The sequence below is a fragment of the Streptomyces sp. ATexAB-D23 genome, from assembly GCF_000373645.1.
Classification (GTDB): domain Bacteria; phylum Actinomycetota; class Actinomycetes; order Streptomycetales; family Streptomycetaceae; genus Streptomyces; species Streptomyces castrisilvae.
In genome coordinates, this window is the sequence record NZ_KB892035.1 from 330079 (window position 1) to 350373 (window position 20295).

The window sequence follows — 20295 nt, forward strand, 5'->3', positions numbered from 1 at the left end:
GCGGAATCGTCGCTACCGGCCCGCGTCACGGGACTCAGCACCGTACGCCGGGGCGGCCTCCCATGACACCCTTGCGGCATGTCCGCCCCACACGCCCTGGTGATCATCGACGCCGCCAACGTGGTCGGCTCCGTCCCGGACGGCTGGTGGCGGGACCGGCGGGCCGCGGCCGAGCGGCTGCGCGACGCGCTGGTCCGCTACGCCACCGACGGCCTGCCCGGTCTGCCCGGCCCCGTCGACCTGGTCCTGGTGGTCGAGGGGCGTGCCCGGGACGTCGCTCCGGTGCCGGAGGTGCGGGTGGAGGCGGCGCCGGGCAGCGGTGACGACCGGATCACGGAACTGGCGGCCGAGGCCGCGGCACAGTCGCCGCCGCGGCCCTGCGTCGTCGTCACCGCCGACCGCGAGCTGCGGCGCCGGGTCGAGGCGTACGGGGCGCGGTGCGCGGGCCCGCGCACGGTACGGCCCGCGCGGTGACGGAGGAGGGTCACGCGCGGGTGCGGCTCACCCGGCTGTGCTTGCGGCCGTACGTGAAGTAGATGATCACGCCGATCACCATCCAGACCGCGAACCGCAGCCAGGTCTCGGCCGGCAGGTTGAGCATCAGCCAGACCGAGGCGGCCACCGACAGGATGGGAATCAGCGGCACCCACGGGGTACGGAAGGCCCGGTGCAGGTCCGGGCGGGTGCGGCGCAGCACGATCACGCCGAGCGCGACGACCACGAAGGCGAAGAGGGTGCCGATGTTCACCAGCGTCGCCAGCTCGTTGATGCTGGTCAGACCGGCGACGACGGCGATGAGCACGCCGAGCAGGATGGTCGGGCGGTACGGGGTGCGAAAGCGCGGGTGCGTCTTGGAGAAGAACCTCGGGAGCAGACCGTCGCGGCTCATCGCGAAGAACACCCGGGTCTGGCCGAGCAGCAGGATCATGCAGACCGTGGTGAGGCCGACCGCCGCGCCGAAGCTGATGACGCCCGCGTAGAAGGGGTGCCCGACGGCCTTGAAGGCGTCGGCCAGCGGGGCGCTGACGGACAGCTCGGTGTAGTGCTGCATGCCGGTGACGACGATCGACACGGCGACGTAGAGCGCGGTGCAGATGAACAGCGAGGCCATGATGCCGCGCGGCATGTCGCGCTGCGGGAGCTTCGTCTCCTCCGCCGCCGTGGCCACGACGTCGAAGCCGATGAAGGCGAAGAAGACGATGGAGGCGGCGGTGAAGATGCCCATGACGCCGAAGTTCGTCGGGGCGTAGCCGAAGATCAGCTGGACCAGCGGGGCGTCGAACCCCGACCCGGAGGGCTGCGGCTGGGCCTCGGGGATGAACGGCGAGTAGTTCGCGGTGTCGATGAAGAACAGGCCCGCGATGATGACGATCAGGACCACGGCGATCTTCACGGCGACCACCACCGTGGTGACCCGGGCGGACAGCTTCATGCCCAGCACCAGGATGACGGTCAGGATCAGGATCAGGACGAACGCGAGGATGTCGAAGCCGAATCCTTCCGCCACGTCCGGTCCGGACAGCGCGTCGGGCAGGTGCCAGCCGGCGTTGTCCAGCAGCGAGCGGACGTACCCGGACCAGCCGACCGCGACCACCGCCGTGCCCAGCGCGAATTCCAGCACCAGGTCCCAGCCGATGATCCAGGCGACCAGTTCGCCGAGCGAGGCGTAGGAGAAGGTGTACGCCGAACCGGCCACCGGCACCGTGGAGGCGAACTCCGCGTAGCAGAGGGCGGCCAGGGCGCAGACGACGCCGGCGACGACGAAGGCGATGGCGGTGGCCGGGCCCGCCGTCTCCTTGGCGACCTTCCCGGTGAGGACGAAGATGCCGGTGCCGATGATGACGCCGACCCCGAAGACCGTGAGGTCGAGCGCGGAGAGCGACTTCTTGAGGGCGTGCTCCGGCTCCTCGGTGTCGCGGATGGACTGTTCGACCGTCTTGGTCCGGAACAGCCCGTTTCCGCTGGGGGGCAGGTCCTGCTGCGTGCTCACCGGCGTACCTCCACGCACTCGTCGTGCACGCCATGATTCGGACCCGGAGGGCCCACCTGCCCCCGGCACGCCTGTTCCGGCGGTATTTCATGCGAACGGGCCGGTCGGACCACCCTCGCGGGGCGGTGCGACCGGCCCATTCGGCCGAGCTTCGGGTACGGGTCAGTCCCGGACGGGCTCCGCCACCGTGCGGCTCTCGGGGCCCGTCTCGTAGCGGCCGTCGAGCTTGGCGACCAGACCGGTGACCTGGCGGGCGATGTCCGGTGCGGTCAGCCCGATCTCGGCCATGACCTCCTTGCGGGAGGCGTGGTCGAGGAAGACCGGCGGGATGCCGAAGTCGCGCAGCGGCACGTCGACGTCCGCGTCGCGCAGCGCCTGGGCGACGGCGGAGCCGACGCCGCCGGCCCTGCTGTTGTCCTCGACGGTGACGACGACGCGGTGCTGCGCGGCGAGCGGGGCCATGGCCTCGTCCACCGGCTTGACCCAGCGCGGGTCCACGACGGTCGTGGAGATGCCCTGGGCGTCGAGCAGGCCGGCGATCTCCAGGCACATCGGGGCGAGCGCGCCGATGGAGACGAGCAGGACGTCCGGGCGGGCCGCGCCGGACTCGCGGAGCACGTCCATGCCGCCCGCCGTGCCGACGGCCTTGACCGAGGGGCCGACCGCGCCCTTGGAGAAGCGGACGACGGTCGGGGCGTCGTCCACCTCGACGGCCTCGCGCAGCTGGGCGCGGACCTGGTCGGCGTCGCGCGGGGCGGCGATCCGGAGCGAGGGCACGCACTGGAGGATCGACATGTCCCACATGCCGTTGTGCGAGGCGCCGTCGGTGCCGGTGATCCCGGCCCGGTCCAGGACGAAGGTGACCCCGCACTTGTGCAGGGCGACGTCCATCAGGACCTGGTCGAAGGCCCGGTTGAGGAAGGTGGCGTACACCGCGAAGACGGGGTGCAGGCCGCCGGTGGCCAGGCCCGCCGCGGAGACCGCGCCGTGCTGCTCGGCGATGCCGACGTCGTAGATCCGGTCCGGGAACTCCTTCTCGAACTTGGTCAGGCCGACCGGCTGGAGCATGGCCGCGGTGATCGCGACGATGTCCTCGCGCTCGTGGCCGAGCTTGACCATCTCCTCGCCGAACACGGAGGTCCAGTCGAGTCCGGAGGTGGCGACGGGCAGCCCGGTGTCGGGGTGGATCTTGCCGACAGCGTGGAAGCGGTCGGCCTCGTCGAGCAGGGCGGGGGTGTAGCCGCGGCCCTTCTCGGTGAGGCAGTGCACGATGACGGGGCCGCCGAAGCGCTTGGCCCGCTGGAGTGCGGACTCCAGGGCCTCGATGTCGTGGCCGTCGATCGGGCCGACGTACTTCAGGCCGAGGTCCTCGAACATGCCCTGCGGGGCGATGAAGTCCTTGAGGCCCTTCTTCGCTCCGTGCAGCGTCTCGTACAGCGGCTTGCCGACGACGGGGGTGCGCTCCAGGAGGTCCTTGCCGCGGGCGAGGAAGCGCTCGTAGCCGTCGGTGGTGCGCAGGGTCGCCAGGTGGTTGGCGAGGCCGCCGATGGTGGGCGCGTAGGAGCGTTCGTTGTCGTTGACGACGATGACGAGGGGGCGGTCCTTGGCGGCGGCGATGTTGTTCAGCGCCTCCCAGGCCATGCCTCCGGTGAGGGCTCCGTCACCGATGACCGCGACGACGTGGTCGTCCTTGCCGCGTACCTCGTTGGCCTTGGCGAGGCCGTCGGCCCAGCCGAGGACGGTGGAGGCGTGCGAGTTCTCGATGACGTCGTGCTCGGACTCGGCGCGCGAGGGGTAGCCGGAGAGGCCGCCCTTGCTCTTGAGCCTGGTGAAGTCCTGGCGGCCGGTGAGGAGCTTGTGCACATAGCTCTGGTGGCCGGTGTCGAAGAGGACCTTGTCCTTCGGCGAGTCGAAGACCCGGTGCAGGGCGATGGTCAGCTCGACCACGCCGAGGTTGGGTCCGAGGTGGCCGCCGGTCTTGGAGACGGCGTCGACGAGGAAGGTCCGGATCTCTTCGGCGAGCTGCTCCAGCTGCTCGGAAGTGAGCCGGTCAAGGTCACGCGGTCCGCCGATGCGGGTCAGCAGATCCCATCCGTCGCCCACCACCGCCCGTGCGTGACGCGCTTCGCGCGGCTGTGTCACCGTGCCTCCTTGCGATTGTGCTGGTCGAGCATGCCGATCGGATGAGTCTAACGGCCTCCCCCCGGGCCGGGGGCGGGGAGTGCTGCTTGCCCGTGCCGGTACGTGCCGGAGCCCGGCGCCCCCGCGAAGGGGCGCCGGGCTCCGGCAGTGGTGCGCGCGGGTCCGCGGTCAGGCGCGGCCCGCGGTCTTCTGGGTCTTGCGCGAGACCGAGTCGATGATCACGGCGATGAGGAGCACTCCGCCGGTGATCATGTACTGGATCGCGTTCGACGACAGGTTCATCTGGTTGAGGCCCTGGACGATCGACTGGATGACCAGGATGCCCAGCAGCGCGGACCAGACCTTGCCGCGTCCGCCGAACAGGGACGTACCGCCGATGACGGCCGCGGCGATGCACATCATGAGCTGGTTGCCGCCACCGAGCGAGCGGTCGGCGCCGCCGGTCGCGGAGGCCAGGAAGAGACCGCCGACCGCACCGAGCGTGCCGGAGATCATGAACACCGAGATGCGGATCCAGGACACGTTGATGCCGGCGCGGCGCGCTGCCTCGACGCCACCGCCGACCGCGAAGACCTGACGGCCGTAGGTGGTGCGGCGCAGGATGAAGTCGGTGACGACCAGGATCCCGAGGAAGATCACCAGGGAGAGCGGGAGGCCCTGCTCCTGGTTGAACGCGTACGCGGCGAGCAGGCACATGACGGCGAGCAGCGCGGTGCGCAGGATGATCTCGCTCTGCGGGCGGTGCGGCAGCTCCGCGGTCTTGCGGCGCCTCGCGTCGCGCAGCTGTGCGAGGTAGAAGGCGATGATGACGACCACGGCGAGGCCGTAGGCGGCGGCGATGTCCTCGAAGTAGTAGCTGGTCAGATCGCGGACGAAGCTGCCGAGCGGGGTGGTGATGGTGGACTTGTCGCCCATCACCCAGGTCTGCATGCCGGCCCAGCCCAGGAAGCCCGCCAGGGTCACGACGAACGCGGGCACGCCGATCTTGGCGAAGACGATGCCGTGGAAGGCGCCGATGACCGTGCCGGACAGGATGCCCACCACGATGGCGAGGGAGTCGGGTATGTCCGTGCCGACCACGGCCCACACCGCACCCGCCAGACCCGCGACGGAACCGACCGCGAGGTCGATCTCACCGAGCAGCAGCACGAAGACGATGCCCACGGCCATGATGCCGGGGCCCGCCGCGTACAGCGTGATCTGGTCGAGGTTGTACGAGGTGAGGAAGTTGCCGGTCTCCAGCTGGAAGACGATCCCGATGATGATCAGGCCCACCACGACGGGCAGCGAGCCGATCTCGCCCGAGCGCACCTTGCGCTTGAACTCGGTCCAGTAGCCCTTGAAGCCCTGCTCGCGGATAAGCAGGCGGGGGTCGACGACCCTGACCGCGTCGGGCGCTGCCGCGGGAGCCTCGGTGGTGGCGTCCGCCTGGGCCGGGACCTTGGCCGGAGTCTCGTTGACGTTGCTCACTTGGATGCCTCCGCGCTGCGGGACTTGCGGCGGGTCACGGCGTTGTCGGTGGCGCCCGTGATCGCGGCGATGATTTCTTCGTGGCTGGTCGTCGCCACCGGGAAGATGCCGTTGTTGTGGCCGAGTCGCAGCACGGCGACCTTGTCGGCGACGGCCTTCACATCGGCCATGTTGTGGCTGATGAGGATGACGCCGAGGTTCTGCTCGCGCAGCCGCTCCACCAGGTCGAGGACCTGTGCGGTCTGCTCGACGCCGAGGGCCGCGGTGGGCTCGTCCAGGATCACGATCTTGGGGTTGCCGACCAGGGCGCGGGCGATGGCCACGACCTGGCGCTGGCCGCCGGAGAGCGCGGCGACCGGGATGCGGACGCTGGGGATGCGGATGGAGAGCGTGGACAGGAGGTCCTGGGCCCGCTTCTCCATGGCGACCTCGTCGAGTACGCCGCCCTTCTTGATCTCGCGCCCGAGGAAGAGGTTGGCGACGACGTCCAGGTTGTCGCAGAGCGCGAGGTCCTGGTAGACGGTGGCGACGCCGAGGTTCTGGGCGTCGTGCGGACGGCTGATGTCCACCTTCGCGCCCTCCCATTCGATGACGCCCTCATCGATGGGGTGCACGCCGGCGATCGTCTTGACCAGCGTGGACTTTCCTGCACCGTTGTCGCCGACCAGGGCGACCACTTCTCCGGCGTGGACTTCGAGATCGACACCGGAGAGGACCTGGACCGCTCCGAATCGCTTGAAGACCCCACGCAACGCCAGCACGGGCGTCTGTGACACGTGAACCATCTCCTTCGCCGCCTGACCGGCGGGGATGTGCCGCCTGACCGGCGGAGACGCCGCGCCACGAGGGGCCGCGTCGACGTACGGGAAGTACTGGGGGGGGAGAGTGTCCGGCACCCGGCCGGCAGCGGGGTGTGGGCCGGCCGGGGCCGGACAGTCATGGGGTGGGCGGACTCCGCCGTGCGGTGCGGGTCACACCCGTACGCGCCGGGGCCGGCCGGCCCCGGCGCGAGGAGGGACTACTTGATGCCCAGCGCGGTGCACTTGGCGGCGATGTCCTTCACGCAGACCTTGGAGACCTCGTAGATGCCGTCCTTGATCACGGTGGACTCGATGTTGTCCTTGTTCACCACGGTCGGCTCAAGCAGCGTGGAGGGGACGCCGTCCGTCTCGCCCTCGGCGCCGATGTCCTTGCCCTGGAGCAGGTTGACGGCGAACTGGGCGGCCGCCGGGGCGAGCTGCTTCGGCGACTTGTAGATCGTGAAGGTCTGCGTACCGGCGATGATCCGCTGGATACCGGGGAGCTCGGCGTCCTGGCCACCCACCGGGATGTCCTTGATGCCGGCGTTGCCCAGGGACGTGATGATGCCGCCCGCCATGCCGTCGTTGGCGGAGTAGACCGCGTCGATCTTGCCCTTGCCCACCGAGGAGATGGCGGCGGTCATCTTCTCGCCGGCGATCTTCGGGTCCCACTCGCCGGACGCCTCGTAGGCGATCTTGACCTTGCCGTCGAGGGACGCGTGGGCGCCCTTCTTGAACAGGCCGGCGTTCGGGTCCTTCTCGTCGCCGTTGATCATGACGACGTTGGCGCCGGACGCCTTGGAGCCGAGGGCGTCGATGACGGCCTGGCCCTGGAGCTTGCCGATCTTCTCGTTGTCGTGGCTGACGTAGGCGTCGGCACCGACGATGGCGCGGTCGTACGCGACGACCTTGACACCCTTCTTGTGCGCGTCGGCGACCCACGCGGCGGCCTTCTCGGCGTCGACCGAGGAGATCGCGATGACCTTGATGCCGTCGGCGATCTGCTGCTCGAACTGCTGCTTCTGCTGGCCGACGTCGCTGGCCGCGTTGTTGTAGACGACCTCGCAGTCCGGGCAGTTCTTCTCGACCGCTTCGATGAACAGCGGCTTGTCCAGCGTCTCGTAGCGGGCGGTCTTGTTCTCCGGGAGGAGCAGACCGATCTTGGTCTTGCTGCCCGAGTCCGCCGAGTCCTTCTTGTCGTCGCCGGCCTTGCCGCAGGCGGCGAGGGAGACGGCCATCGAAACTGCGGCCGTACCGATGACGATGCGTCGCGTCATTGCGTTCATTGGGGGTTTGCCTCCCTGACGAGGCCGCAACGTCGCGGCCGAGGTGGCTGGAAGTCAACTCGGCCGCGAGGGCGGCGTCAAGGAGTAAATCCTTAACGAGATGACAACGGTGCCATTCGTTATCTAAGTGAAGGCAGGTGTGGCCGCGGGCAGGGTGCTCTCCAAAAGTGTTGAATCCCCCATCTCGCTCAGGACGAGCGCCAGGGCCCCCAGCACCTCCGCCCGGCCTCCCAGGGCCCCCGGGAGCACCGACAGCTGCCGTGCGGCGCTGGGGATGGAGTAGCGGGACACGGAGTCGCGGATGGGCCCGAGGACCAGCTCCCCGGCCTCCGCGAGCGAGCCGCCGAGCACCACGCGGCTCGGGTTGAGCAGGTTGCACAGGTTGGCGACGCCGCTGCCGATGTGCCGCCCGACGTCGCCGATCACCCGCCGGCAGCCCGGATCGCCCTCACGGGCCAGCTGGACCACCCGCTCCATGGTGAGATCGGGGCCGTGGCTGGGCCGGAGCAGGGGCAGCACGTAGCGCGCGGCCGTGAAGGTCTCCAGGCAGCCGCGGTTGCCGCAGCGGCAGACCGGGCCCGATTCGTCGAGGGTGATGTGACCGATCTCGCCGGCCGTTCCTCCGGGGCCCCGGTAGATGTGCGAGTCGATCACCAGACCGGCGCCGACACCGCTGGCGACCTTGATGTACGCGAGGTCCCTGACCCCCCGGCCGCTCCCCCACACCAGCTCGCCGAGCGCCCCGAGGTTGGCGTCGTTGTCCACGTAGACCGGCACGCCGAGACGGGCGGCGAGCTCGTCGCTGGGGTTGATGCCCGTCCAGCCCGGCAGAATCGACGTGGAGCCCAGCGTGCCGGACTCGACGTCGATCGGGCCGGGAACACCGAGCCCCACCCCGATGACCTTGCCCGGACTGATCCCGGTGGTCTCGATCAGGCGGTTGACCAGCTGTTCCGCCCGTCCGAAGCCCTCGGCCGACGAGGCGTCGACGTCCAGCGGCTCGGACTCCTCGGCGAGCACCTGGTGGGCCAGGTTGCCGACGGCGACGCGCAGGTGGGTGTGGCCGAAGTCGACGCCGATCACGATGCCGGCGTCGCCGCTGAGCGAGACGCTGCGGGCCCGGCGGCCGCCCGCCGAGGTGGGGGTCACCTCGACCGTGCCGCCGTCCTTCAGTTCACGAACGATATTGGAGACGGTGGCCGCGGACAGGCCCGTACTCCTGGCGATCTCCGCCTGGGTGAGCGAACCCGCCATACGTACGGCGCGCACGACCCGCTCAAGGTTGGCGCGATGCAGAGACGTCTGCGACCCCGGAGTCTCCATCGACTCACTCACTCCTGCCATATTCTCCAACATGTGAACTCTAAGCTGACCGTTTTGGGGTCCTCCCCGTCAAGACCTTGAGCAGTCCGAGCCACGGATGAGCGCGGCTGCGCCGTACCTCCGACCTGGCGAACTCTCCCGTACACAGACGAACCGCCCGCCGGCGAGGACGCCGACGGGCGGTTCGGTTCGTTCGGTAGTGCGTTCAGGAGGTGCGGGCAGGCGGTACGGGAAGAGGCGCGGGGCCTACTTCACCGCGCCCGCGGTCAGCCCGGCCACGACCTGGCGCTGGAAGATGATGTAGGCCGCGAGGACCGGCAGCATCGCCATCACCAGTCCGGCGAAGAGTCCGGACCAGTCGCCCTTGTAGCCCTGGCTGTTGGCCAGTTCGACCAGACCTTGCGAGAGCACCCGGTACTTCGGGTCGGTGTTCAGCACCGTCGGCAGCATGTACTGGTTCCACTGGCCGAGGAAGTTGAAGATGCCGACGCTGATCAGGCCGGGCTTGGCCATCGGCAGCATCACCTGGAAGAACGTCCGGGTGTGCGAGGCCCCGTCGATCATCGCCGCCTCCGCCACCGATCCCGGTAGCGTCCGGAAGAAGGAGGTGAGGAAGAAGACGGTGAAGGGCAGTGAGTACGCGATGTAGACCATGATCAGTCCGTGGCGCGTGTTCAGCAGGCCCATGTTGTTCATCACGAAGAACAGCGGGACCAGCGCCAGGATGATCGGGAAGCTCATCCCGCCGATGAACAGGTAGTAGATGAAGCGGTTGCCCGGGAAGTCGAACCGGGCCAGCACGTAGGCCGCCATCGAGCCGAGCAGCAGGGTGCCGATGAGCGAACCGCCCACCACGACGATGGTGTTGAAGAAGTAGTCGCTCATGTGCGCCTGGCTCCAGGCGCGCGACCAGTTGTCGAAGTGGAGCTTGTCCGGCAGCGCCCAGGGGGTCGACAGGATCGAGTCGTCGCTCTTGAACGAGGACATGATCGCCCAGAGCAGCGGCAGGACCACCAGGATCGCCCAGATGATCAGCACACCGTGGGAGAAGACGTTGAGGGTCTTGCCCTCGCTGCCCTTCTCCTTGCCGCCCGGGGCAGGCGCCTTGGACACGGGGGCCGGTTCCTTCACCGTGACCACGGGAGGGGTTTCAGTGGCCTTCACGTGTGCTCACCTCGTACTACTGTCGAGCCGGCCGCCGGGACCGGGCTGTCTTGCCTGCTGGGGGTCCGGGCGGCGTGGCCCGGGAAGCGCAGCATCAGAACTCCAGCCGCTCGCGCCGGCCCAGCCGCATCACGACGGCGGCGAACGCCATGGTGACGATGAGCAGTCCGACACCGATGGTCGTCGCGTAGCCGGCCTGACCGTCACGGAAGGCGGTCTGGTAGACGTACAACGGCAGGATCGAGGTCGCGTAGTCGGGGCCGCCGGGGCCGACCGTCATGACCTGGACGGCCGTGAACGCCTCGACGCCGAGGGCCAGGATGCCCATGTAGACCCAGCCCGACTGGATGGTGTCCCAGAGCAGCGGCACGGTGATCTTGAAGAACGTCGTGACCCGGCTGGCCCCGTCCAGGAGCGCCGCCTCGTAGAAGTCCTTGGGAATGGACGCCATTCCGGCCGAGAAGAGGACGACGAAGAAGCCGACCGTCGACCAGACCAGCACCACCATGACGCAGATCAGGGCCAGGCTCGGGTCGCCCAGCCAGTCCGGCTGCACGGAGCCGAGGCCGATGCCCTTGAGCGCCGAATTCAGCATTCCCGAACGCGGGTTGTAAGCGAACTGGAACAGCAGGGCGACGATGACGATCGAGAGGACCTGCGGGAAGAAATAGGCGATCTTGTAGAAGCCCGAGCCCCGCACGCCGGAGACCGCGGCGTTTTTGCGCCGACGGCCCCCGACGTTCAGCATGAAGGCGAAGAAGAGCGCGAGGCCCAACGTCACCAGCGGCAGCACCAGCACCAGGATCACGCTGTGCTGGAGGGACTTCCAGAAAATGTCGTCCTTCAGCATCCTGGTGTAGTTGCCGAAGCCGACCATCTTGAAGTCCGGGCTCAGACCGGTCCAGTCCGTGAAGGAATAGTAGATGGCCTGGATGAACGGCCAGATGACGAAGACCGCGTACAAGGCCAAGGGGGCTACCAGGAACCCCACAATGAACCGGTACCTGCCGTGCTGCATCGTTTACCGACCCCGATCTTTCCGCGGGTGCCGCCGCTGGTGACGGTTGCTCACTGGTGCTTGTAGTGCTTGATGGACTGGTCCTTGGCCGCCGCGTCCGCGAAGCCCTGGATCTTCTTGATGGCCTCGGTGGGCGTCAGGCGCCCGGCCATCATCTCGCCGAGACCGGCGGTGCCGATCTGCTCCTTCTGGAGCTTGACGTACCAGTCCTGGAGGCGCGGGTTCACCACGTTGTCGCCGGCCTTCTTCAGCGCGTCGACACCGGCCTGCATGGCCGTGGAGAGGGTCAGCCCGTCGGTGCCGCCGTTGAAGGCGCTCAGGGACTTGACCTGCTGGGTGAAGTTCTTCGAGGACTCCTCGGAGAGCATGATGCGCAGCTGCTCCATGCCGCCCTGCGGGTTCTTCGCCTTGGCCGGGACGACGAAGGGCTCGCCGCCGGACGCCCAGATGGTGCCGAAGGGCATCTTGTCGGACGAGTCCAGGCCGGAGGGGGCCGCGACCATCATCTTGAAGTCCTTGGGCGTGGTCGGCGCCGCCTCGTTCTCCACCCACGAACCGTTGGGGATGAAGAGCGCCTTGCCCTTCGTCCACTCGGTCTGCGACTGGATGTGGGTCAGACCGGGGGTGCCCTGGAGGATGTACCCCTTCTTGTACAGCTCGTAGTACGCCTCGAACGCCGCCTTGACGGCGGGGTCCTTCCACGCGTTCGGCTCCAGGTTGTCGATCTTGTCGAGAACCTCCCGGCCGCCGATCTTGGCGATGAACGGGTAGAGCGAGAACGGCAGGTAGTACGGGTACTTACCGGCGTACGTCCAGCCCGCGATGCCCTGCTTCTTCGCCTTGGCGCAGAGGGCGAGCATGTCGTCCCAGTTCTCGGGGTACTGCGCGTCGAGCTTCTCCAGCGCGGTCTGCGAGTACCACACGCCGTACACGGTGTACGCGTAGTACATGATCCAGACCGGGTCGCCCTCGAACTGGCCCATCTCCAGGACGCCCGGACGCAGGGTGTCGCGGACCTTCTTGCTCGGGTCGTCGATGGACGGGGCGTCCATCAGCGGGGTGAGGTCGAGCAGCTGCTTCTTGCCGACGAGGACACCCATGTCCATCTGCTCGGCACCGGAGTTGTCGATCAGGTCCGGCGGGGTGCCGCCGTTGAAGCGCGGCTGGAGCTGCGACTGGATCTTCTGCGTCGCGGTGTGCTTGACCTTGGCCTTCGGGAAGGCCGCGGTGTACTTCTTCTCGGCGTCGATCGCGTACTGCTCACCGAAGCCGCCGTCGAAGATGACCACGTCGAGGGCGGCCGTCTCGTTGACGCCCAGCGGGTTCTTCGCGCTGGTCTTGCCCTTCTTGACCGTGTCGTCGCTGCCGCTGTCGCCGCTCGCGCAGGCGGACAGGAAGCTCATCGTCGGGACGGTGATCAGACCGAGTGCGGCAGAACGCTTGATCACATCGCGACGGCCAAGGCCCTCATTCTTGTGGGCGGAGGTGGATCCCATGCTCAAGTCCTCGCCTTCTCCAGGACTCAGGCGGTGTGTACCGGTCGCCCCGTCGTATTCGCCTCAGGCGAAGGGCCCCGCCACCGCGGTCGGTTGCGCTTGGGTGGTACAGATTTCAGGCTAACCATTGCCGTGGGGGGCGTCGGGGGACCGGACAGCCGACGCAACCTGCGGCGTCGTGTCGTCCTGCCCCCGTGTCCCCCAGCCGCGCAACCAGTGACCCGGCTGTGCAGACGCCGACAGGTATAGTCCACTTGCCGCCAACTGAGCAAGATCGAAAGCAAGTTTGCACGGGAGTCTTTCCCGAGTTGAGACCTCGCGGATACCTCGGCACCGTACGCCCTCCGCCGGATGTAACGATTTCCGCATTCCGGTCGATTCGACAGCCGGCTCTGATCCAACACCCTTGACACCGCACGCCACTTCACTCCCTACTTGTTCCTGCGTATCTTCTGACAACGTTGTCCAAGCGCACTTCCCCGGGAGGAATGGCTCGGCATGCACCCCCGAAACCGTTCTCGCACGAGACAAAGCAGCACGGCAGCGCTGATCGCGGCCTCTTTGGTCCTGGTCGTGACAGCCCCCACGGCGGCCGCCGCTCAATCGGCCGGGTCGACCGGAAAAGGTCATGGGCCCGCGGGTGACCGGACATTCAGCACGTCCTTCGAGGAGGACGAAAAGCAGCCGGACTGGCGCAATACCGTTGAACAGGGCCCTGACGGAAAGAAGCGGGCATCGGGTATCGATGGCGGCTTCTCCTCCGGAATACCGGGCAATGTGACCGACAAGGTCACCGATGTCCGCGCCAGCGACGAGAACACCGCCGGCGGCGAGGTGAAGGAGAACCTGGTCGACGGCGAGTCCGGCACGAAGTGGCTGGCCTTCGAGCCCTCCGCCTGGGCCGAGTTCGACCTCACGGAGCCGGTGAAGGTCGTGACCTACGCGCTGACCTCGGCCGACGACCACGACGAGCGCGACCCCAGGGACTGGACCCTCCAGGGCTCCGAGGACGGCGAGAGCTGGACGGACCTGGACACCCGGACCGGCCAGACCTTCAGCGAGCGCTTCCAGACCAAGTCGTACGACTTCACCGCGGACCAGGCCTACCAGCACTTCCGGCTGGACATCACCAAGAACAACGGCGCCACCGACGCCACCCAGCTCGCCGACGTCCAGTTCTCCGACGGCGACACCTCCGCCCCCGCCCCCGCCGACATGCGCAGCCAGGTCGACCGGGGCCCGTCCGGCTCCCCCACCGCGAAGGCCGGCGCGGGCTTCACCGGGAAGAAGGCGCTCAGGTACGCGGGCACGCACAAGGCGGACGGCCGCGGATATTCGTACAACAAGGTCTTCGACGTCAACACGCGCGTCAGCCGGGACACCGAGCTCTCCTACCTGGTCTACCCCCAGATGGGTGAGACGGACCTGTCCTACCCGGCCACCCACGTCGCGGTGGACCTCGCGTTCACGGACGGCACCTACCTGAGTGATCTGCGCGCCACCGACTCCAACGGCGGCCTGCTGACCCCGCAGGGCCAGGCCGACGCCAAGCGGCTCTACGTGAACCAGTGGAACAAGGTCGAGGCCGGGATCGGCACCGTCGCGGCGGGCAAGACCGTGGACCGCATCCTGGTCGCGTACGACTCCCCGAAGGGCCCCGCGAAGTTCCAGGGCTGGATCGACGACCTGAAGATCGCGCCCAGGGCGCCCGAGAAGCGCGAGGCGCATCTCTCGGACTACGCCTCGACCGTGCGCGGGACCAACTCCAGCGGCTCCTTCTCGCGCGGCAACAACTTCCCCGCGACCGCCGTCCCCAACGGCTTCAACTTCTGGACACCGGTCACCAACGCCGGCTCGACCAGCTGGCTCTACGACTACGCGCGGGGCAACAACGAGGACAACCTGCCCACGCTCCAGGCGTTCAGCGCGAGCCACGAGCCGAGCCCCTGGATGGGTGACCGGCAGACGTTCCAGCTGATGCCGTCGGCGGCCTCCGGCACCCCGGACGCCTCCCGTGAGGCACGCGCGCTGCCGTTCAGGCACGAGAACGAGACGGCGAGGCCCCACTACTACGGGGTGACGTTCGAGAACGGCCTCAAGGCCGAGATGACGCCGACCGACCACGCGGCGCGGATGCGGTTCACGTACCCGGGCAAGGACGCGAGCATCGTCTTCGACAACGTCTCCAACGACGGCGGGCTGACCCTGGACCCGGCCACCAGCTCGTTCACCGGCTTCTCCGACGTGAAGAGCGGCCTCTCGACCGGGGCGACCCGGCTGTTCGTGTACGGCGTCTTCGACGCGCCCGTCACCGCGAGCGGCAAGCTCTCCGGCGGCGGCGGTGACGACGTCACCGGGTATCTGCGCTTCGACGCCGGCAAGGACCGCACGGTCGGCCTGCGCCTGGCGACCTCGCTGATCAGCGTCGACCAGGCGAAGCAGAACCTGGCCGCCGAGATCCCCGCCTCGCGCTCCTTCGCCGGGGTCGAGGACCGGGCGCAGGACGCCTGGGACGGTCTGCTGGGCAAGGTGGAGGTCGAGGGCGCGACCCCCGACCAGCTGACCACGCTGTACTCCAGCCTGTACCGGCTCTACCTGTACCCGAACTCGGGCTTCGAGCAGGTCGACGGCAAGGACACCTACGCCTCCCCGTTCTCCCCGCAGGTCGGCTCGGACACCCCGACGCACACCGGCGCGAAGATCGTCCCCGGCAAGGTCTACGTCAACAACGGCTTCTGGGACACCTACCGGACGACCTGGCCCGCCTACTCCCTGCTCACCCCGAAGAAGGCCGGCGAGATGGTCGACGGCTTCGTGCAGCAGTACAAGGACGGCGGCTGGATCTCGCGCTGGTCCTCCCCCGGGTACGCGGACCTGATGACCGGCACCTCCTCGGACGTGGCGTTCGCCGACGCGTACGTCAAGGGCGTGGAGTTCGACGCCGAGGCGGCGTACGACGCGGCCCTGAAGAACGCCACGGTGGTCCCGCCCTCCTCGGGCGTCGGCCGCAAGGGCATGGAGACGTCCCCGTTCGCCGGGTACGCCGACACCTCCACCCATGAGGGCCTGTCCTGGTCGCTGGAGGGCTACCTCAACGACTACGGCATCGGGAAGATGGGCCGGGCGCTCTACGAGAAGACGCACAAGCAGCGCTACAAGGACGAGTCCGAGTACTTCCTGAACCGGGCCCGCGACTACGTGGAGCTGTTCGACGACAAGGCCGGCTTCTTCCAGGGCAAGGACGCCTCCGGCGACTGGCGTCTGCCCTCCGACCAGTACGACCCGCGCGTCTGGGGGTACGACTACACGGAGACCAACGGCTGGGGCTACGCCTTCACCGCCCCGCAGGACAGCCGGGGCCTGGCCAACCTCTACGGCGGCCGGGACGGTCTCGCGAAGAAGCTGGACACGTACTTCGCCACCCCGGAGACGGCGGGCCCGGAGTTCGTCGGCAGCTACGGCGGCGTCATCCACGAGATGACGGAGGCCCGGGACGTGCGGATGGGCCAGTACGGGCACAGCAACCAGGTCGCCCACCACGTCACCTACATGTACGACGCGGCCTCGCAGCCCTACAAGACGCAGGAGAAGGTCCGCGAGGTCCTCGGCCGGCTGTACACGGGCAGTGCCATCGGCCAGGGCTACCACGGCGACGAGGACAACGGCGAGCAGTCGGCCTGGTTCCTCTTCTCCTCGCTCGGCTTCTACCCGCTGGTGATGGGCAGCGGCGAGTACGCGATCGGCTCGCCGCTGTTCACCAAGGCCACCGTGCACCTGGAGAACGGCCGCAAGCTGGTCGTCGAGGCGCCGAAGAACAGCGCGAAGAACATCTACGTCCAGGGCCTGAAGGTCAACGGCAAGAAGTGGACCTCCACCTCGCTGCCGCACGACCTGCTGGCCAAGGGCGGGACGCTGGCCTTCGACATGGGCCCGAAGCCGTCCGCGTGGGGCACCGGCAAGAACGCCGCCCCGGTCTCCCTCACCCAGGACGACCAGGTGCCGTCCCCGAGGAAGGACGTGCTGAAGGGCGAGGGCGCGCTGTTCGACAACACCTCGGCGACCACCGCCACGGTCTCCACCGTCGAGCTCCCGGTCCCGTCGGCGACGAAGGCCGCCCAGTACACGCTGACCTCGGCGACGGCGGCGAAGGCCCCGGCCGGCTGGGTCCTCCAGGGCTCGGCGGACGGCAGGAGCTGGAAGGACCTCGACAAGCGGTCCGGCGAGACCTTCGCCTGGGACAAGCAGACGAGGGCCTTCTCGGTGAAGTCCCCCGGCTCGTACGCGCACTACCGGCTGGTGCTCGACGGGGAGGCGACGCTCGCGGAGGTGGAGCTGATCTCCTGAGCCACCCGCTCCGCCCATGAGGACGGGCCGCCCGGATGCCGGGCGGCCCGTCCGCGTGTGCGTGCCGCACTCAGGAGTGCTGTTCCGCCTTGTCGCGCAGCGCCTGCTCCACCGCCTCGCGCACCCGCTCCTCCTCGCGCCGCGTCCGCCGGGCGCGCGCCCGGCGGACGAGCACGAACGCCGCGACGGCCGCGCCCAGGACGAGGACCACGAGCAGCAGGAGCGTCCAGGGGACCGCCCAGCCGTGGGCCGTGGTCCGGACGGGGTCGAGGGCCCTGGTGGAACCCGCGGCGTCGGTGAGGATCGGGGTGACGGCGACGGTGGCCGCGAGGCGGAGGGCGGGGGTGACGTCGTGGACGGGGACCGTGACCTTCCAGCGCTCGCCGGGCAGCAGCTCCGGCGGTGCCGGGATCGTGCCGGCCTCGGTGCTCAGCGTCCCGAAGGGGCCGGTGAGGGTGACCTTCTGGGTGCCGGAGAGCAGCGCGTTGCCGGTGTTGTGGAGGCTGTAGGAGACCGTGGCACCGCCCCGGCCGAAGGGGTTGGCGGTCCCCCGGTAGTCGATGTGCACGTCCTCGACGGCGAGTGCGGGCTTCAGGGCGCCGCTGACGCGCAGCTTGATCCGGATGCCGAGGCGCCGGTCGACGGTGATGCCCTCGGTGTCGCCCGCCTGCTTGAGCGAGGTCAGGATGCCGCCCACGTAGTCGCCGGGGGACGCGTCGCGCGGGACCTTCACGGTGAAGGGGATCTCGGCACTCCTGCCCGGGGCTATCCGTACGCTTTCACGGCCGGCCCGCACCCAGGCTCCGACGGCGCGGGACTTCTTCCCCTCGGTGAGGAGGTCGAGCTGCCCCTTGTCCGTCGTGAAGCCGTCGGCCGCGTAGACGGCCAGGCTCAGCGGCTGTGTGCCGTGGTTGGCCACGACGAGGGCGTCCTCGGCCTCACCGCCGGGGTTGACGGTGTAGCCGAAGCTCGACCGGTCCTCCCCGTAGTCGCCCGCGGCCGTCCGGACCGTCCAGGTGACGTCGCCGCCGGCGGCCCGTGCCGGGCCGGTGGACGTGCCGAACGCCAGGGTCGCGAGCAGGACGAGGAGGGCGGTGCGGACGGCGGCGGTGCGGCGAGGTGGTGCCACTGCGTGCATGGGGTCTCTCTCGGAACGGCGGCGTGGCAGGCTGCGGCGTACCGGAGCCTGCCACGCCGGTGGAGCGGGGAGGGTCAGCTGCTCAGCGCGGTGATGGTGAGGGTGGCGCGGTAGCCGCCCTTCTGGACGGAGTCCGGGATCCTCAGGTCGAGGTCGGCGCCCAGCCGGGCCGTACCGCGGGCGTGCCCCTGGGGCGCGGAGCCGAGGTTGCGGGAGAGGGCCAGGCCCTCGCCCTTGCCGTCGTAGCCGGACGGGACCGAAGGACCGGCCTTGGCGCCGGCGCCCTGGTCGAGGATGTACGGGGACCAGCCGAGGTAGGAGCCCGCGAACGTCTTCTCGGCGTCCTTGAAGGTGCTCACGCCGGCCGAGACCGCCCACGGGGAGAGCGAGCGGCGGGTGTCCGTCACCCGGATCGGGTTGATCTTGCCGGAGGCGGTGAAGTGGTCGCCGTTCTCCTCCTTGGCGGTGCCGAGGTCCACCAGGCCGTTGTAGCCGTCGATGGTCCAGCCGAACTCGCCGGGGGCCGGCTTCGGCACGTTGACCTGGAGGGACTGGCCGTCACCGTTGTAGGGGTGGACGCTCACCTTGTCGACGACCGAGCCGACCGGCTGGGCGGCGGTGGTGTTCTTGCACCAGTCGCCCTTGGACACCTGGGAGTTGGGTGCCTCGCAGGTGCCGCTGCGGATGTTCTCGACGACGAGCTTGTCGTCCCGCACCTGGACCTTGACGTAGCTGCGGACGTGCTCCTGGTTCTGGACCGAGTTGTACCAGTAGTTGTCCGGGTTCAGCGGGTCGGCGCCGTTGCCCGCGCCGCTGGTGCCGCTGGAGTCGGGCGCGGTGATGTCGTAGTACTTCGAACCCGAGGCCGAGTTGGCCGTGACGTAGAGGACGCCGCCGGGGCCGGGGTAGACGTCCGCCGCGCCGGGCTGCTCGTCCGGGTCGGCCTTCTGGCCGTTCTTGATGAGGTAGCTGCGGGAGTAGCTGTGGTCGTGGCCCTGGAGGACCATGTCCACGCCGAGCTTGGAGAAGGTCGTCGGGAAGTCGACGCGGCGGACCTTGTTGTCCTTGTCCTTGGCGTGCGAGGCCGGCGAGTAGATCGAGTGGTGGTAGACGAGCACCTTCCACTTGGCCTCGGAGCCGTGCTCGTTGATGACGTCCGTGACGTACTTGGTGTGCGCCTCGTCGCCCCCGCCGCCCTGGGCGGTGTCGTAGCTGTTGCTGTTGAGGTCGATGAACAGCACATCCTTGTAGATGTACCAGTAGTTGCCGCCCGACGTGTCGGACGCCGGGTTGCCGTTGGCGTACAGCGAGCCGGAGTTGTCGGTGTTGGGCGTCGAGAAGTGCTGCTCGTACGCCTTGCCGCCGACGTCGTGGTTGCCGATGGTGGCGGCCCAGGGGTACTGGCGCAGCTGGTCGGGCGCGAGGAAGGAGGTCCACTGGGCCTCGTTGTTGGCGCTCTCGACCTGGTCGCCGCCGGAGACCAGGATCTCCGCCTTCGGGTTGGCCCTGGTGGCCACGTCCAGGGTGTCCTGCCAGCCGGCCTGGTCCTGCGCCAGGTCGCCGGAGGAACCTATCTGCGGGTCGCCGAGGAACAGGAAGTCGTAGTCGCCCTCGAAGTCCTGGGTCGTGAAGGAGTACGCCGGGGACCAGTTGCCCTCGGTCCCGACGCGGTAGGAGTACGCGGTGTTCTCCTTGAGGCCGGTGAGCGTGGCGCTGCGGTTGTAGCCGCTGCCGGCGGTGTTCTTGGCGCCCAGGGCGTCGAAGTTGGCCGCGTCCGCGGGGAATTCGCCGCCCTTGAGCTGAGCGGTGGGGGCGAGCTGGACCTTCTGGGCGGTGTCCGCGGAGGAGTACCAGCTGACGGTGCGCTGGGTCTCGTTGGCGCCGACGCCCAGGACGATGCCGGAGAGGGTGGAGGATTCGGCCGCGGCGGCGGGCGATGCCTGCCCGCCCGCGAAGGCCACGGCCAGGCCGAGGAAGGCGGCGGTGGCGCCGGTGGCCACGCGGTGCCCGACGGGCCTGCCGGCCCGCTGGGAAGGGTTCGTTCTCATGAAGTATCGATTCTTTTGTGTACAAACGGTGGGCAGGATGTGCACACACGAAGGACGGGCACCAAGTTCCAGGCCC

At 68.8% G+C, this 20295-nt stretch carries 13 protein-coding genes; 2 read left to right on the top strand and 11 right to left on the bottom strand.

Going from position 1 to position 20295, the window contains the following annotated elements; translation table 11 throughout:
- Positions 1-78: 78 nt before the first annotated feature.
- Entirely contained in the window at positions 79-474 is a 396-nt protein-coding gene (locus B082_RS0126605) for a hypothetical protein (protein ID WP_018554844.1), read from the top strand.
- 10 nt (positions 475-484) lie between these two features.
- Here the strand turns inward: B082_RS0126605 and B082_RS0126610 are convergent, their stop codons facing one another.
- From B082_RS0126610 to ngcE, 9 genes are all read right to left on the bottom strand, one after another.
- The gene (locus tag B082_RS0126610; RefSeq protein WP_018554845.1) at positions 485-1990 is read right to left on the bottom strand and encodes an amino acid permease; all 1506 of its coding nucleotides are present in this window, start codon (positions 1988-1990) and stop codon (positions 485-487) included.
- Between the two features lie 162 nt (positions 1991-2152).
- On the bottom strand, positions 2153-4093 hold the full coding sequence (gene dxs / locus B082_RS0126615) for a 1-deoxy-D-xylulose-5-phosphate synthase (RefSeq protein ID WP_026250236.1): 1941 nt from the start codon (positions 4091-4093) through the stop codon (positions 2153-2155).
- Between the two features lie 207 nt (positions 4094-4300).
- The gene (locus B082_RS0126620) at positions 4301-5602 is read right to left on the bottom strand and encodes a sugar ABC transporter permease (protein WP_018554847.1); all 1302 of its coding nucleotides are present in this window, start codon (positions 5600-5602) and stop codon (positions 4301-4303) included.
- Positions 5599-6387, bottom strand: a complete 789-nt coding sequence (locus B082_RS0126625) for an ATP-binding cassette domain-containing protein (RefSeq protein WP_078622658.1) — start codon at positions 6385-6387, stop codon at positions 5599-5601. Before B082_RS0126625 ends, B082_RS0126620 begins: the two co-directional genes overlap by 4 nt.
- A 233-nt stretch (positions 6388-6620) precedes the next feature.
- On the bottom strand, positions 6621-7688 hold the full coding sequence (locus tag B082_RS0126630; RefSeq protein WP_026250237.1) for a sugar ABC transporter substrate-binding protein: 1068 nt from the start codon (positions 7686-7688) through the stop codon (positions 6621-6623).
- Positions 7689-7811: 123 nt separating this feature from the next.
- Positions 7812-9011, bottom strand: a complete 1200-nt coding sequence (locus B082_RS0126635; RefSeq protein WP_026250238.1) for an ROK family transcriptional regulator — start codon at positions 9009-9011, stop codon at positions 7812-7814.
- 246 nt (positions 9012-9257) lie between these two features.
- A complete protein-coding gene (locus tag B082_RS0126640; RefSeq protein ID WP_026250239.1) occupies positions 9258-10175 on the bottom strand; it encodes a carbohydrate ABC transporter permease in 918 nt (305 codons plus the stop codon).
- A gap of 94 nt (positions 10176-10269) precedes the next feature.
- The gene (locus tag B082_RS0126645; protein ID WP_018554852.1) at positions 10270-11193 is read right to left on the bottom strand and encodes a carbohydrate ABC transporter permease; all 924 of its coding nucleotides are present in this window, start codon (positions 11191-11193) and stop codon (positions 10270-10272) included.
- Between the two features lie 50 nt (positions 11194-11243).
- Complete coding sequence (ngcE, locus tag B082_RS0126650; protein WP_026250240.1) at positions 11244-12689, bottom strand: N-acetylglucosamine/diacetylchitobiose ABC transporter substrate-binding protein; 1446 nt, start codon at positions 12687-12689, stop codon at positions 11244-11246.
- A 498-nt stretch (positions 12690-13187) separates the two neighbouring features.
- On the opposite strand from ngcE, the gene B082_RS0126655 reads away from it, so the two are divergent.
- The gene (locus B082_RS0126655; RefSeq protein ID WP_078622659.1) at positions 13188-17033 is read left to right on the top strand and encodes a GH92 family glycosyl hydrolase; all 3846 of its coding nucleotides are present in this window, start codon (positions 13188-13190) and stop codon (positions 17031-17033) included.
- A gap of 70 nt (positions 17034-17103) precedes the next feature.
- Here B082_RS0126655 and B082_RS0126660 read toward each other — a convergent pair whose 3' ends face one another.
- Positions 17104-18171: a WxL protein peptidoglycan domain-containing protein gene (locus B082_RS0126660; protein ID WP_018554855.1), complete on the bottom strand. Its 1068-nt coding sequence runs from the start codon at positions 18169-18171 to the stop codon at positions 17104-17106.
- A 74-nt stretch (positions 18172-18245) separates the two neighbouring features.
- Entirely contained in the window at positions 18246-20219 is a 1974-nt protein-coding gene (locus tag B082_RS0126665) for a purple acid phosphatase family protein (protein ID WP_018554856.1), read from the bottom strand.
- Between the last annotated feature and the right edge of the window lie 76 nt (positions 20220-20295).